This is a genomic window from Crossiella sp. CA-258035, from assembly GCF_030064675.1.
GTDB lineage: Bacteria > Actinomycetota > Actinomycetes > Mycobacteriales > Pseudonocardiaceae > Crossiella.
In genome coordinates, this window is the sequence record NZ_CP116413.1 from 149044 (window position 1) to 163710 (window position 14667).

Consider the following 14667-nt stretch of genomic DNA (forward strand, 5'->3'; position numbering starts at 1 on the left):
GCAATGCTCATCATCCAGCTCGTCCTCCTATTCTCCGTGGTCATCCTGCTGTTCTTCTTCACCCGGCGCAGGCACAGCGTGCGGATGCAGGCGGGCAAGCGGATCGCGTTCTTCGGCTTCATCGCCTTCTGCGTGTACGCGGTGGCCCGGCCGGACGACCTCACCGTGATCGCCCAGCTGGTCGGGGTCGGCCGGGGCGCCGACCTGCTGCTGTACCTGCTGGCGGTGGCGTTCATCTTCCTGGCGTTCAACACCTACCTGCGTTTCCGCGGGATCGACCAGCGCTTCACCGACCTGGCCCGCGCCATCGCCATCCGCGAGGCCGAGCTGGTCAACCGGGAGCGCGGGCTGAACGTGTTCACCGCCGCGGTCGCCCCGCAGCCGGTGCTCGAGCCGGAGGACACCGATCCGACGGTCGCCGAGACCGAGGCCGCCGAGTCCACCGCCGTGGAGAAGCCCGCCGGGTCCACCACGGCCGGGTCCGAAGCCAAGATCAGCTCGGTCACCGCCTGAGTCACGGGAGCACGGCCGCCACCTCGTCCGCGACGTGGCGGCCGATCTCCAGCGCGCTGGTCGCGGCCGGGGAGGGCGCGTTCAGCACGTGCACCTGCCGGGGCGCGCGGTCGATCAGGAAGTCCTCGACCAGCCCGCCGTCCGGGCGCAGCGCCTGCGCGCGCACCCCGGCCTCGGCCGGCACCAGGTCGGCGGCGGTCACCTCAGGCACCAGCCGGGCCAGGCTGGCCGCGAAACGGCGCTTGGAGAACGAGCGCAGCATCTCCTGCGCGCCGGTGCGCGTGTGCTTGCGGGCCAGCCGCCAGAAACCGGGAAACCGCAGCGTGTCGGCCAGGTCCCTTGGTGACAGGTCGCGCCACCGGTAGCCCTCCCTGCGCAGCGCGAGCACCGCGTTGGGGCCCGCGTGCACGCCGCCGTCGAGCATCCGGGTCAGGTGCACGCCCAGGAACGGGAACCGGGGGTCGGGCACCGGGTAGATCAGGCCGCGCACCAGGTGCCGGGCCTGTGGCCGCAGCTCGTGGTACTCGCCGCGGAAGGGCACGATCCGGGCCGACGGGCGCCGTCCGGCCAGCCGGGCGATCCGGTCGCTGTGCAGGCCCGCGCAGTTGACCACCGCGTCCGCCCGCACCTCGTCGCCACCGGTCACCAGCAGCACGCCCTCCGGCCTCGGGTGCACCGCGCGCACCTCGGCCCCGGTGCGCAGGTCGGCCCCGCGCTCGGCGAGCAGCCGGACCAGCGCCGCGCACACCCCCGGGTAGTCGATGATCCCGGTGGACTTCACCCGCAGCGCGGCCACGCAGCGCGCCGCCGGCTCGTACTCCGCGGCCTGCGCCGGACTCAGCAGCCGGGCAGGCACCCCGTTCGCGGCCGCCCGCTCGTGCAGCACGCGCAACCGGGGCAGCTCCGCCTCCTCGGTGGCCAGCACCAGCTTGCCGCACACCTCGACCGCCACCCCGTGCTCCTTGGCGAAGGCGACCATGGATGTGTTGCCCGCCACGCACATCCGGGCCTTGAAGCTGCCTGGCGCGTAGTACAGCCCGGCGTGCACCACCCCGCTGTTGCGCCCGGTCTGGTGCCGGGCGAAGCCGTTCTCCTTCTCCAGCAAGGTGATCCGCTGTCCCCGGACGGCCAGCTCGTGCGCCACGGCCAGCCCCACGATGCCGCCGCCGACCACCGCGATGTGTGCCATACCGGACACCGTACGGCCCCAGTCCGGCCTGGTGCGCGGGCCGAACAGGCGGATCCGTAGGCTCAGGGGTGACGGTGGCCAGGGGGACGAGACCGGGGACCAAAGGTGCTTTCACTGACGGGCGCGGACATCGCGCTGGTGCTTGGCTACGCGCTGTTGCTGTTCGGGCCCGGCCTGGCCATCGCGGCGGCCGGTGGGCTGCGCGGCTGGCGGCTGGTGGCGGTGGCGCCGCTGCTGACCTACGGCATCGGCGGCGCGGTCGGCCCGATCGCCAAGCAGTTCGGGTTGTCCTGGGGGCCGATGACCCTGCTCGGCGCCGCGCTCGTGGTGTTCCTGCTGGTGCTGGTGATCCAGCTGGTCACCGCCTGGCTGCGCGGCCGCCGTCCGCAGCGGCCGGAGACGGACCCGCTGCCGGCCTGGTCCCGGCGCGCGCAGTGGGGCGTGATCGGCGCGACCGCGTTCGCGGTGCTGCTCGGCGGGCTGGTGATCCTGCTCGGCCTGAAGAACCTGCAGGCCATCCACCAGGACTGGGACGCGGTCTTCCACGGCGCGGCGGTCCGGTTCATCGCCGACACCGGCGACGGCACCCCGGCCGCGCTCAAGGCGATCAACAACTACAACCTGGACAGCTTCTTCTACCCCAACGGCTACCACCTGATCGCCGCGGCGGTCTACCAGCTCACCGGCGCGACCGTGCCCGCGGTGCTCAACGCCCAGCTGTTCCTGGTGCCGCTGTTCCTGACCACCGGCCTGGTCGCGCTGCTGCGCTCGATGCGCGCGCCCGCGCTGCTCACCGCGGTGACCGCGGCGCTGAGCGCGGCGTTCTCCGCGGTGCCGTGGGACATCCTGTGGCGCGGTCCGCTGCTGCCGTACGCCACCGGCCTGGTGCTGGTGCCCGCGTTCCTGGTGCTGCTCGGCCAGGTGCTGGCCACCCGGCGGATCTGCCTGCTGCTGCTCACCGCGATCGCCGCGGTCGGCCTGGTGGCCCTGCACCCCAGCGCGGCCTTCATCGCGATCGGCTTCGTCGTCTTCCAGGTCGCCCAGTTCTGGTACCGGCACCGCAAGGAGGTCCTGCCCGGACTCCTCGGGCTGGCCGGGGTCGGCGTGCTGGCCGCGGTGATCGGCCTGCCGCACCTGCTCGGCGCGCTCGGCGCGGCCGGCTCGGACGAGCCGGTGAACTGGGCCTCGGTCGGCTCGCCGCCAGCCGCGATCGCCGAGCTGATCACGCTCAACCACGGATCGCCGTTCCCGCAGTGGTTCCTGGTGCCGTTCGTGCTGATCGGCCTGGCCGGGATCAAGCGGCTGCGCCGGTTCACCTGGTTCCTGCTGGGCTGCGCGTTCTTCGGCTTCCTGACCATGCTGGCCTTCTCCTACGACCACCCGATCGTCTCCGCGCTGACCAGGCCCTGGTGGGACGACCGGTTCCGGCTGGCCGCGATCGCCACCATCGGCCTGATCCTCGTCGCCGCGAACGGCGTGCTGATCAGCCGGGACTGGCTGCTGCACCAGCTGCGCACCAGGGACCGGCTGACCAGGCTGCGGGTGCTGGCCAAGCCGGTGGTGCTGCTGCTGGTGATCCTGAGCGTGGTGGGCGTGGCCAGCCGCGGCTTCTACCTCACCCGCAACGCCACCCGGATGAGCTGGGGCTGGTACAACGGCAAGACGGTGACCCCCGGCGAGGTGGTCGCGCTGCAACGGATCAAGCCGATCGTCGGCCCTGGGCACGTGGTGATGAACGACCCGTTCGACGGCTCGGCCTGGATGCGCGCGCTGGCCGGCCTGACCCCGGTGTTCGGGCACGTGGTGGCGCCGGAGAGCTACGAGGCGCTGGACCAGCCGCGCAAGCTGCTGCTGGAGAAGTTCAACGAGTTCGACACCAACGCCGAGGTCCGCAAGGCGGCCAAGCAGCTCAAGGTCGAGTACGTCTACGTCAGCGCGGGCTTCATCCGGGCGGGCAACCGGCGGGCCAACGGCCTGCGCGGCCTGGACATGGTGAAGTCGCTGGAGATGGTCGACGACAGCCCGGACGACCGGCTCTACCGGATCAAGCCGGGCGCCTACGACCGCTGAGACCCAGCTCACAGCAGGGCAACGATCTTTCCCTTTCCAACGTGACTCATCGGGGATGGGTTCTTTGGGGGGGAAACAAATGTCTGCTGTGCTGTTGGCGCTGTCCGCGGCGCTGTTGTTGTTGCCCGGTCTGGTGATCGGGCTCGCTGCCGGGTTGCGCGGGTGGCTGCTGGCGGCCGGCGCGCCGGTGCTGACCTACGGGTTGGCCGGGGTGCTCGGGCCGCTGGCGCCCGCGCTGGGGCTGCGCTGGTCGCCGTGGGTGCTGCTGGGCGGCACCGCGGTGTTCGCGTTGGCGCTGGCCGTGATCCGCGGTCGCCTGGTCGAGCCGGAGCGGGTGTGGACCCGGTCCAAGCACCTAGTGGTGGCCGGCTCGGTGACGCTGGCCGCCGGGGTCGGCGTGGGGCTGTTGTTCTTCGCCAGCAAGGGTTTCAGCGCGATCCCGCAGTTCTGGGACGCGATCTTCCACGGCAACGCGGTCCGGTTCATCGCCGACTCGGGCGACAGCGCGCCCAGCGGGCTCAACGTGATCGCCCAGCCCGCGGCGCAGAACTACTTCTACCCCAACGGTTATCACCTGCTGGTGGCCACCGTGCACCAGTTCGGCGCCAGCACCGTGGTGCAGGCGCTCAACGCGATGAACGCGCTGCTGATCGGGGTGTTCGCGCTGTCCATGACCGCCCTGCTGCGCACGCTGCGGGTGCGCGCGGCGATCGTGGCGGTGACCGCGGTGCTGTGCTGCGCCTTCACCGGTTTTCCCTACGACCTGTTGACCTGGGGCCCGCTCTACCCGTACGCCACCGGGGTGGCGCTGCTGCCCGCCGCGCTCGCGCTGGTGGTCCGCGCGCTGGACGCGCCGCGGCCCGCGCTGGTCGCGGTGACCGCGCTGGCGCTGGTCGGCCTGACCGCGATCCACCCGAGCGTGTCCATCGCGGCCGCGGTGTTCGGCCTCGGCCTGCTGGCCCAGCGCTGGCTGACCGCCCGCCGGGTCCCGCCCGGTGAGCTGCTGACCCTGGCCGTGCTGGCCGCGGGCGCGCTGGCGCTGGGCATCGCGCACGTGCTGGGCACGCTGAGCGCGGCGGGCGGCCCCGCCTACGACTGGGCGGTGCAGCGCGGTGTGCCGGAGGCCCTCGGCCGCCTGGTGTTCTTCACCCGGTCCTTCGACGAGCCGCAGTGGTGGCTGATCCTGCCGTTCGTGATCGGCGTGCTGGCCTTCCGCCGCCTGCTGCCGCTGCTGTGGCTGCTGGTCGCCTCGCTGGGCTTCGGGCTGCTGTCGGTGGGGGCCGCGGCCTACGAGGGCCGGTGGGTGGCCCTGCTGACCGCGCCCTGGTGGAACGACGAGTGGCGGCTGGCCGCGCTGTACCTGCTCGCGGTGCTGCCGGTGACCGCGCTGGGCCTGGTCACCGTGCTGGACCTGGTGCGCCGGCCGCTGCCGCGCCGGATCGGGCTGGTGGCCGCCGCGCTGAGCGTGCTGCTGTTCGGCTACCTGAGCAACGGGCTCTACCACCAGCGCAACGGCAACCGGCTGGCGATCACCTTCGGCGGCGGCCCCACGGTCACCGAACTGGAGCAGCAGGCGATGAACCACCTGGCCGGGCTGGTCCAGCCGGGCGAGATCGTGTTCAACGACGCCCAGGACGGCTCGCCCTGGATGTGGGCGCTCACCGGGGTCCGCCCGGCCTTCGGGCACGCGCTGGCCAGCACCGAGGGCGACGGCCTCGGCAAGGAGCGCCCGCTGCTGCGCGAACGCTTCCACGCCTACGACACCGATCCCGAGGTGCGCGCCGCGGCCAAGGCGCTGGGCGTGCGGTTCGTCTTCATCGGCCAGGGTTTTGTCACGGGCAGCCAGCAGCGTGCGCCCGGGCTGGTCGAGCTGGACAAGGTGCGCTCGCTGCGGGTGGTCTACCAGAACCCGGACGCGCGGATCTACCAGCTGACCGAGCCGGACGGTCAGCGCCCGGCGGACCAGCCGGGGAAGACGCCGCCGGGCGGGCCGGTCGTGGTCAGCAGCTCGCCGGTCAAGCCGAAGCCGAGCAGCTCCACGCCGTCCTGACCGGTGATCGCGGCCGCCTGGTCGGCCAGCTCGCCGCGCAGCTCCGACCAGGCCAGGCCGGCCGGCTTGCCGGCGCCCACCACCAGCGAGCCGTCCACCCGCCTGCCGTGCAGCACCACCGAGTCGCCGGTCACCGCCAGGCCCAGTCCGGACAGGCCCTCGGTGCCCGGCCGGAGCACCGCCTCGTCGCCGGTGGCGATGGCCAGCGCGCCGGTGCCCTCGGCCGGGTAGGCCAGCAGTCCGCCGCCGACCACCGGGGGCCCGGCCGGTCGCGGTCCGCGCACCGGCGGTTCGGCGGTGAAGCCCTCGCCCTGCTGCCGCCAGCGCAGCACGCCGGTGCGGGTGCTCGCCGCCACGGTCAGGCCGGGGCCGACCGCGAGGCCGTCCTGCACGTCCGTGCCGCCCAGGTCCAGCCAGCCGGTCGGCCAACTGTCCGAAGTGGACTGCCGGAGTGCGCTCACCCCGCCGCCGCCGTTCTTCACCAGCACCACCAGCGCGCCACCGGCATCCCGCGCGGCCACCGGCACGCCGACCGAGCCGCGCCGGCCGGGCAGGACGCGCTCGTTCGGGCTGCCCAGCCTGGTCCAGGCCCAGGAGCCCGGCGTGGTCACCACCACCTCGTCGGAGTCGCGGTCGCGGGCGAAGACGTGCAGGCGGCCGTGCCGGTCCGCGGCCACGCTCACCCCGGGGTCCAGCGTGGCCCCGCCCACCGGAGTGGGGCCGGACCAGGTGCGGCCGGTGCGGCGCCAGTAGGTCAGCTCGCCCGCGCGCACCGCGAAGGCGTACCGCGAGCCGTCCGCGTCCACGCCCGCCCAGGTCGAGCCGGTGGGCCAGCGCGGGTACTGGCGGCGCAGCCAGCCGTCGTAGGGCTCGCCGAGGCTGACGTCGGAGTCGTGCGGGACGTAGGCGCCGAAGGTCTCCAGCTTGTCCCGCTGCTCGGCCCCGGACAGGTTCACCGGGGCCTCGGCCACGTTGTAGTTGCGGTAGTTCAGCTCCACCGCCGAGCCGCCGGCCTTCCGGTACTCGCGCGCCGCCGCCGCGGCCAGCCGGGCCGCGATCACGTGGTCGGGGTGGTCGTTGAACCGGACCCAGTTCTTGGCGTACCTGGGGTCCGGGCTGGGATCCTGCGCGCGCAGCACGGTCGGCCGGAACCGGGCCAGCAGGTCGACCAGCAGCTGGACCACCTGACCCCTGGTGTACTCGTACGGCCTGGGCAGCTGGCCGCCCGCCGGGGTGAGCGTGCGCAGCTTCAGCGCCTCCGCCTGGTCCAGCCAGAGCCGGGTCAGCGCGTGCTTGCCGCCGTTGGCCCTCGGATCGTTGTCCTCCGGCAGGTTCACGAACACCAGCTGGACCTCGGGCCGGGCCGCCAGCGTGTACAGCTCCACGCTGTGATCACGATCACTGTCCAGTCGCTCGGCCCGCCACTCGTCCGGCACCCCGGCCATCCGCGCGTATGCGGACCGGGTGCCAGCTTGCCGTCGCGCTGCGTAATCATTCGCGTCGGGCTTGTCCGTTTCGCCCGCGGTGAGGTAGACGCCCACGGTCGGCTTCTTTGCCCTGATACCGGCCGCCAAGTCCGGGTTCATGAAGATGATGTCGTCATCGGCGTGCGCGATGATCTGCATGAACCTTGCTTCCGGCGCACCGGGTGGCAGAGTGGGCTGCGGCGGCGGGCTCGCGCAGGAGATCAGCGCGACGGTCAACGCGCCGGCGAGCAGCAGAGTTCCCCAATGGCGGAACGGGACGCGGTGCATGACACCGAACGTAGTCATTTATCGGACTCGTTCCCCATAACGGTGCAACCTGAAGACGACCTGAAGCGTCCCCGGAGCGTGACACGAACCAGAAGTCGGCGCCTGTCCGTCGTGGTGCCCTGCTTCAACGAGGAGCAGGGGCTGGCCCAGCTGCACGCCACCCTCCTCGAGGTGCTGCCCACGGTGGCCGACGACTTCGAGGTGCTGCTCGTCGACGACGGCAGCAGTGACGGCACGCTGGCCGAGATGCGCCGGATCAGCGCGCTCAGCCCGCAGTTCCGCTACCTCGCGCTGAGCCGCAACTTCGGCAAGGAAGCCGCCATGCTGGCCGGGCTCAGCGAGGCGTCCGGGCACGCGGTGGCGATCATGGACGCCGACCTCCAGCACCCGCCGCAGCTGCTCGGCGCGATGCTGGCCAAGCTGGACGAGGGCCACGACCAGGTGGTGGCCCGGCGCACCAGGGACGGCGACGGGCGGGCCCGCACCCTGGTCTCCCGGCTGTACTACCGGCTGATCAACCGGATGGTCGAGGTCGACCTCAAGGACGGGGTCGGCGACTTCCGGGTGCTCAGCCACCGCGCGGTGCGCGCGCTGCTCTCCCTCGGCGAGTACAACCGGTTCTCCAAGGGCCTGTTCTCCTGGATCGGCTTCGACACCGCGATCGTGGACTACGACAACGTGGCGCGGCAGCACGGCCGCTCCAAGTGGAGCTTCGGCTCGCTGCTCAACTACGGCATCGACGGGGTCGTCTCGTTCAACAACCGGCCGCTGCGGATCGCCATCTACCTCGGCGTGCTGGTCACCGCGCTGGCCTTCCTCTACGCCGGGTACGTGGCCGTGGACGTGCTCTTCACCGGGGTGGACGCGCCGGGCTACGCCACGCTGATGGTGGGCATCGCCGGGCTCGGCGGCATCCAGCTGCTCTTCCTCGGCGTGATCGGGGAGTACCTGGGCCGCATTTACTACGAGACCAAGCGCCGCCCGCACTTCCTGGTCAAGGAGGCCAGCGAGCCGCAGCCGCCCGCGCTCACCGTGCTGGGCCCCAAGGCGGTCGAGCACTCCGAGGAGCTGCACCAGCGGGCCACCGCGCCGTGGGCGGTCCGGCGGTGATCCCGGGGCGGGTGCTGCGCTTCGCACTGGTCGGCGCGGTCAACACCGGCGTCTACTACGGCCTCTACCTGGCCCTGCACCTGGCGCTGCCGTACCTGGCCGCGCACGTGCTGGCCTTCCTGCTGGCCATGGTCGGCTCCTACTTCCTCAACTGCCACTTCACCTTCCGCACCAAGCCGACGCTGCGGAAGTTCCTGCTCTTCCCGCTGTCCAACGCGGCCAACTTCGCGATCACCTCGCTCGGGCTCTACCTGCTGGTGGACCTGGGCGGGATGAACTCCACCTTCGCGCCGCTGCTGGTGGCCGTGCTGGCCATCCCGGTGACCTTCGTGGTCTCGCAGATGGTGTTGGTGGGCAAGGAAAAGGCAGCCGCCCGGTGAAGTCCTGGCTCAACCGCGCCGCCGTTCCGCTCGGCCTGGCCGCCTTCGTCGCGCTGCTCGCCCAGGTGCCCTTGCTGCGCAACCCGAACTTCTACTTCACCGACGACAGCGCGGCCCAGTTCCTGCCGATGTGGCACCGGCTGGGTGAACAGCTGCTGGCCGGGAACTGGCCGCCGCTGCTGGACAACGACTCCTGGATGGGCGGCAACCTGGCCGCCGAGGCGCTCTTCGGCGTGTGGAACCCGGTCAACCTGGCCAACTACCTGCTGGTGGCCGGACTCGACGACCTGGCGCTGTCGGCCGCCGTGGTCAAGACCGAGTTCCTGGTGCTGCTCGCGCTCGGCGTCTACCTGCTCTGCCGGGAGTACGGCGCGGCCCGCTGGGCCAGTGCCGCGCTCGCCGCCGCGCTGCCCTTCGGCGGCTTCACCCTCTACTTCCAGGCGAGCACCTGGGTGGCCGGGCTGATGGCCTTCGCCTGGGTGCCCTACGTCTGGTGGTCGGCCCGGCGCAGCGCGCGCGGCGAGCTGTACCCGTTGTGGCCCTTCATCTTCGGCGCGCTGTGCGTGACCAACGGCAACCCCTACGGCGTGCTCGGCGTGTGCGCGGTCCTGTTCGGACTGCTGGTGGAGTTCTGGCTGCGCAAGGACAAACCCGCGCTGCGCCGGGTGCTGCTGGTCGGCCTCTGCGTGGCCGCGGTGGTGCCGCTGGTGTTCCTGCCGCTGCTGGGCGCCTCCGCGGTGGGCCTGCGCACCGGCAAGGAGCTGTTCAACATCGGCCAGCTGGTGCCCTCGCTCACCGACCTGCTCAACCTGAGCCTGCCCAGCCACCTGCCCGGCATCCGCGCCTTCGACCCCAGCGCCTACCGGATGACCGTGCCGGCCACCTACTTCGCCTGGTTCGTGCTGCCGCTGCTGGCCTGGCTGGACTTCGGCGTGCTCAAGCGCCGGTGGCGGGAGCTGGCCGCGGTGTTCACCGTGGCGGCCGGCTACCTGCTGCTCAGCCTCGGGCCGTCCAACCTGTGGATGTTCCGCTGGCCGCTGCGGCACGTGGAGTCGCTGTTCCTGGCCCTGGCCGTGCTCACCGCGGTGCTGCTGACCGCCGGTCTGCGCACCGACCGGCTGCGCGAGCGGGTGCTGGCCACCGGCGGCATCCTGCTGCTCAGCGGCTACCTGGCCTTCTCGGCCTGGCCCAAGATCTCCGCGCGGCACCTGCTGTCGCTGGCCCTGCTGGCCGGACTGACCGCGCTGGTGGTGCTGGCCGCCCGCAGCGGCGGGCGGTGGACCGGGCGGCTGAGCGCGGCCGTGCTGTGCGGCGGCACCGCGGTGGTGCTGGTGCTGCAGACCGGCTGGCAGCCGGCCAACGCCGACGTGGCGGCCTACAGGTTCCCCGCCTCCACCGCGCAGCTGCACGAGCAGTTCGCCAAGCGCTACCGCGGCACCACGGTGCAGATCGCCGACCGCGGCCTGCCGGGGCCCAACGGGGAGAACCGGGACGTGCTCTTCGGCAACATGTACGCCGCCGCCGGGGTGGGCACGCCCACCGCCTACACCGGCATGGGCTTCAAGCCGCTGCACAAGGCGCTGTGCCTGACCTTCTACGGCGGCACCTGCCGCAAGGCCTACCCGGCGCTGTTCCAGCCCACCGAGTCGGGAGCGTCACTCGCAGACCTGCTGCGGGTCGAGACCGTGGTGGTCCAGCGCAGCTTGTTCACCACGCCGGAGCACAAACCGGCCCCGGTCCCGGGCGCGAAGGTCGAGCCGGACCCGCTGGCCGGGCTGCCCGAGCCCGCCTACCCGCCGGTCGTGTACCCCGGCTGGCGCGTGGAAGAAAGTAACGATGCGGTCACAGTGCTCCGGCGGGTGCGCTCGCTGGACTGGCCACAGGGGCGGCTCAGCCAGGTCTCCGGCGGGGTGCGGGTGATCAGCGACGAGCAGCGCGGACAGCGCACTGAGCTGGTGCGTTTCACCAGATCGGAGCAGTCCGGCGGCAAGGCGGAGCTGACCTTCGCGCGGCTGAACTGGCCGGGCTACACCGCGACGGTGAACGACCAACCGGTTGCGGTGCGTAATGGGCCGGGAGGCACGGTGGTGGTGGAGCTGCCGGCCGGAACGCGCTCCGGTGAGCTGCGCCTGCACTGGGACCCGCCGGGCTACCAGATCGGGATTGGTTCGGCGCTGGCCGGTCTGCTCGCCGCGCTCGCGTTGTGCGTGGTCCGGTTCCGTAGTCGCCGGCGTACGGCGGGCGACGGCCGATTCGGAGCTTTCAGATGACGTCGGTACCCTGGCTTGCCGTGAGCTTCGCGGGTTACGACCTGATTGTCGTCGGTTCCGGATTCTATGGCCTTACTGTCGCTGAACAGACAGCCAGCAAGCTGAACAAGCGCGTGCTGGTGATCGATCGGCGCGACCACATCGGCGGCAACGCCTACTCGGAGGCCGAGCCCGAAACGGGTATCGAGGTGCACAAGTACGGGGCGCACCTCTTCCACACCTCCAACAAGCGCGTGTGGGACTACGTGAGCCAGTTCACTGAGTTCACCGACTACCAGCACCGCGTCTTCGCCATGCACGGCGGGCAGGCCTACCAGTTCCCGATGGGTCTCGGCCTGATCTCCCAGTTCGTCGGCAAGTACATGTCGCCGGAGGAAGCGAAGGCCTGGGTGGCCGAGCACGCCGCCGAGTTCGACACCAAGGAAGCGAAGAACCTCGAGGAGAAGGCGATCTCCCTGATCGGCCGCCCGCTCTACGAGGCGTTCGTCAAGGACTACACCGCGAAGCAGTGGCAGACCGACCCCAAGGAACTGCCCGCCGCGGTCATCAGCCGCCTGCCGGTTCGCTACAACTTCAACAACCGGTACTTCAACGACACCTACGAGGGCCTGCCGGTCAACGGCTACACCGCGTGGCTGGAGAAGATGGCCGAGCACCCGAACATCGAGGTGCGGCTGTCCACGGACTACTTCGACATCAAGGACCAGATCCCGGCGGAGACCCCGATCGTCTACACCGGACCGCTGGACCGGTACTTCGACTACGCTGAGGGCTGGCTCGGCTGGCGCACTGTCGACCTGGTGCCCGAGGTCCTGCCGATCGGCGACTTCCAGGGCACCGCGGTGATGAACTACAACGACGCGGACGCCCCGTACACCCGGATCCACGAGTTCCGCCACTTCCACCCGGAGCGGGACTACCCGACTGACAAGACGGTCATCGTCCGCGAGTACTCCCGTGCGGCGGAGAAGGACGACGAGCCGTACTACCCGATCAACACCGCCGAGGACCGGCAGAAGCTGGAGCGCTACCGCGAGCTGGCCAGGGCCGAGGCCAAGGAGCGCAAGGTGATCTTCGGCGGTCGCCTCGGCACCTACAAGTACCTCGACATGCACATGGCCATCGGCTCGGCGCTGTCGGCGTTCGACAACAAGATCGCCCCATACTTCACCGAGGGTCGTCCATTCGACGGCTCCCTGGAGGACTGAGAACGTGACGGAGCAGCAGGTTGGCGGCACCCCAGCCGTCGTAGAACACGCCCAGGACGCCAAGCTCAGCGACGTGACCTCCTCGCGCGTGGCGCCCAAGCCCAACGAGGTGCCGGCGAGCCAGATCCTGTGGCGGATCATCCTTCCCCGCGAAGATGACCCGCTGGATGTGCGGCCGCTGTACCTGGACGAGCCGGAGACGGCCGCCAACCGCTGCCACGTCACCTCGCGCCGGTCGGTCAACATCCCGGCCTCGGCGAAGGTGTCCTTCTCCACCTACTTCAACGCGCTGCCGGCCTCCTACTGGAAGCGCTGGACCACGATCACCGAGACCGTGCTGCGCATGACGGTCAAGGGCGTCGGGCGGCTGGACGTCTACCGCTCCAAGCCCAACGGCGACATCGTGCACCTGCAGGGCCGGCCGGTGCGCAGCACCAAGTCCTGGACCCAGCTGGAGTTCCGGATCTCCCTGCAGCCGTTCGAGGACGGCGGCTGGCTCTGGTTCGACGTCTTCACCGACGAGGGCGCGCTGGAGATCAAGGACGCGGCCTGGACCACCGACCAGGAGCTGCCGACGCAGCGCACCGCGGTCGGCATCACCACCATCCGCCCGGCCGACGCGGTGATCGCGCTGCAGGCCCTCGGCGAGGACCCGGCCGTGCTGGACGTGGTCGGCAAGGTCATCGTGGTGGACCAGGGCCCGAACCAGAAGGTCAAGGACACCCCCGGCTACGACCAGGCCGTCAAGCTGCTCGGCGACAAGCTCGAGGTCATCGAGCAGGCCAACCTGGGCGGCTCCGGCGGTTTCGCCCGCGTGTTCTACGAGTTCCTGGAGAACACCGGCTGCGAGCAGGTCATGCTGCTCGACGACGACGTGCGCCTGGAACCGGACAGCGTGCTGCGCGCCAACGCGTTCACCCGCTCGCTGGTCAACCCGGTGGTCGTCGGCTCGCACATGATGAACCTGCAGGCCCGTACCCGCCTGCACACCACGGGCGAGGTGGTCGACCTCAAGGAGTGCTTCTGGCGGCCCGCGCCCGGCGCGCTCACCGACCACGACTTCGCCACCGACTCGCTGCGCGAGACCAAGGAACTGCACCCGCGCATCCACGGCACCTACAACGGCTGGTGGATGTGCACCTTCCCGCGGCAGATCGTGGAGGAGATCGGGCTGCCGCTCCCGCTGTTCATCAAGTGGGACGACGCCGAGTACTCGCTGCGCGCGCTGGAGCACGGCTACCCGACGGTCAGCCTGCCCGGCTCGGCGATCTGGCACATGCCGTGGACGGACAAGGACGACGCCACCGACTGGACGGCGTACTTCCACGTGCGCAACCGGCTGATCATGGCCGCGCTGCACTCGCCGTACGACGTGCGCGGCACGCTGCTCAAGCAGGGCCTGAAGTCCTCGCTGCGGCACCTGTTCTCCATGGAGTACTCCACGGTCGTGCTGCACCAGAAGGCGATCGAGGACTTCCTGGCCGGACCGGACCGGCTGTTCGCGAACCTGCCCACCTCGCTGGCCGAGGTGCGGGAGCTGCGCAAGGGCTACACCGACGCGCAGATCCTGCCGTCGGCCGGTGAGTTCCCGGCCCCGACCTTCGACCCGGTGCGGGCCGAGCGGCTGCTCAAGCCGCCGGTGAACCCGGTCGTGATCGCGGCCCGCGCGGCGCTCTCGCTGGCCCACCACCTGCAGGAGCCCAGCCAGGACGCGCTGGACCGCCCGCAGATCAACGTGCCCGCCCAGGGCGCGCGGTGGTTCCTGCTCGGCGCGCTGGACAGCGCCACCGTGTCCAACGCCGACGGCAGCGGCGTCGCCTTCCGGCGGCGTGACCCGAAGGTCTTCCGCCAGCTGATGGCCCGCGCGGCGGCCAACCACCGCCGCCTGGTGCAGGAGTGGCCGCGGCTCAAGCGCGCCTACCGCAAGGCGCTGCCCGAGCTGACCAGCAAGGAAGCCTGGAAGCAGACCTTCCACGGCTGAGGACCACCCGATGGGCTGATCTTCAAGCCTTGAGGTTCGTCCGAAGTGGACCGATGCCCAAGAGGGGGCGGCGAATGTGCCGTCCCCTCTTGGGTTTTTCTGTGTCGCGCGAGGACCTGCCCGCGCCCCCGCTCCCAGACGA

General features: G+C 71.1%; 10 protein-coding genes. 8 read left to right on the forward strand and 2 right to left on the reverse strand.

Annotation, left to right across the window (positions count from 1 at the left end; genetic code table 11):
- Positions 1 to 3: 3 nt before the first annotated feature.
- Positions 4 to 513 (forward strand): DUF2304 domain-containing protein, encoded by a 510-nt coding sequence (locus N8J89_RS00720; protein ID WP_283662452.1) that lies wholly within the window; start codon positions 4 to 6, stop codon positions 511 to 513.
- Position 514: 1 nt separating this feature from the next.
- On the opposite strand, the gene lhgD is transcribed toward N8J89_RS00720, so the two are convergent.
- Complete coding sequence (lhgD, locus tag N8J89_RS00725) at positions 515 to 1702, reverse strand: L-2-hydroxyglutarate dehydrogenase (protein ID WP_283662453.1); 1188 nt, start codon at positions 1700 to 1702, stop codon at positions 515 to 517.
- 105 nt (positions 1703 to 1807) lie between these two features.
- Here lhgD and N8J89_RS00730 point away from each other — a divergent pair, with 105 nt between their 5' ends.
- A complete protein-coding gene (locus N8J89_RS00730) occupies positions 1808 to 3772 on the forward strand; it encodes a DUF6541 family protein (protein ID WP_283662454.1) in 1965 nt (654 codons plus the stop codon).
- A 79-nt stretch (positions 3773 to 3851) separates the two neighbouring features.
- Entirely contained in the window at positions 3852 to 5822 is a 1971-nt protein-coding gene (locus tag N8J89_RS00735; RefSeq protein ID WP_283662455.1) for a DUF6541 family protein, read from the forward strand.
- Here the strand turns inward: N8J89_RS00735 and N8J89_RS00740 are convergent.
- Positions 5720 to 7576 (reverse strand): PIG-L family deacetylase, encoded by a 1857-nt coding sequence (locus N8J89_RS00740; protein WP_283662456.1) that lies wholly within the window; start codon positions 7574 to 7576, stop codon positions 5720 to 5722. The genes N8J89_RS00735 and N8J89_RS00740 overlap by 103 nt on opposite strands.
- A gap of 78 nt (positions 7577 to 7654) precedes the next feature.
- Between N8J89_RS00740 and N8J89_RS00745 the strand changes: the two genes are divergently transcribed.
- The 5 genes from N8J89_RS00745 to N8J89_RS00765 are packed head-to-tail and all read left to right on the forward strand — an operon-like array spanning position 7655 to position 14525.
- On the forward strand, positions 7655 to 8686 hold the full coding sequence (locus N8J89_RS00745; RefSeq protein WP_283662457.1) for a glycosyltransferase family 2 protein: 1032 nt from the start codon (positions 7655 to 7657) through the stop codon (positions 8684 to 8686).
- Complete coding sequence (locus N8J89_RS00750) at positions 8683 to 9066, forward strand: GtrA family protein (RefSeq protein WP_283662458.1); 384 nt, start codon at positions 8683 to 8685, stop codon at positions 9064 to 9066. Before N8J89_RS00745 ends, N8J89_RS00750 begins: the two co-directional genes overlap by 4 nt.
- Positions 9063 to 11336, forward strand: coding sequence for a glycosyltransferase family protein (locus tag N8J89_RS00755; protein WP_283662459.1), 2274 nt, complete (start codon positions 9063 to 9065; stop codon positions 11334 to 11336). Before N8J89_RS00750 ends, N8J89_RS00755 begins: the two co-directional genes overlap by 4 nt.
- Positions 11333 to 12544: a UDP-galactopyranose mutase gene (gene glf / locus N8J89_RS00760; protein ID WP_283662460.1), complete on the forward strand. Its 1212-nt coding sequence runs from the start codon at positions 11333 to 11335 to the stop codon at positions 12542 to 12544. Before N8J89_RS00755 ends, glf begins: the two co-directional genes overlap by 4 nt.
- Positions 12545 to 12548: 4 nt before the next feature.
- Positions 12549 to 14525: a glycosyltransferase gene (locus tag N8J89_RS00765; RefSeq protein ID WP_283662461.1), complete on the forward strand. Its 1977-nt coding sequence runs from the start codon at positions 12549 to 12551 to the stop codon at positions 14523 to 14525.
- The last annotated feature ends 142 nt before the right edge of the window (positions 14526 to 14667 follow it).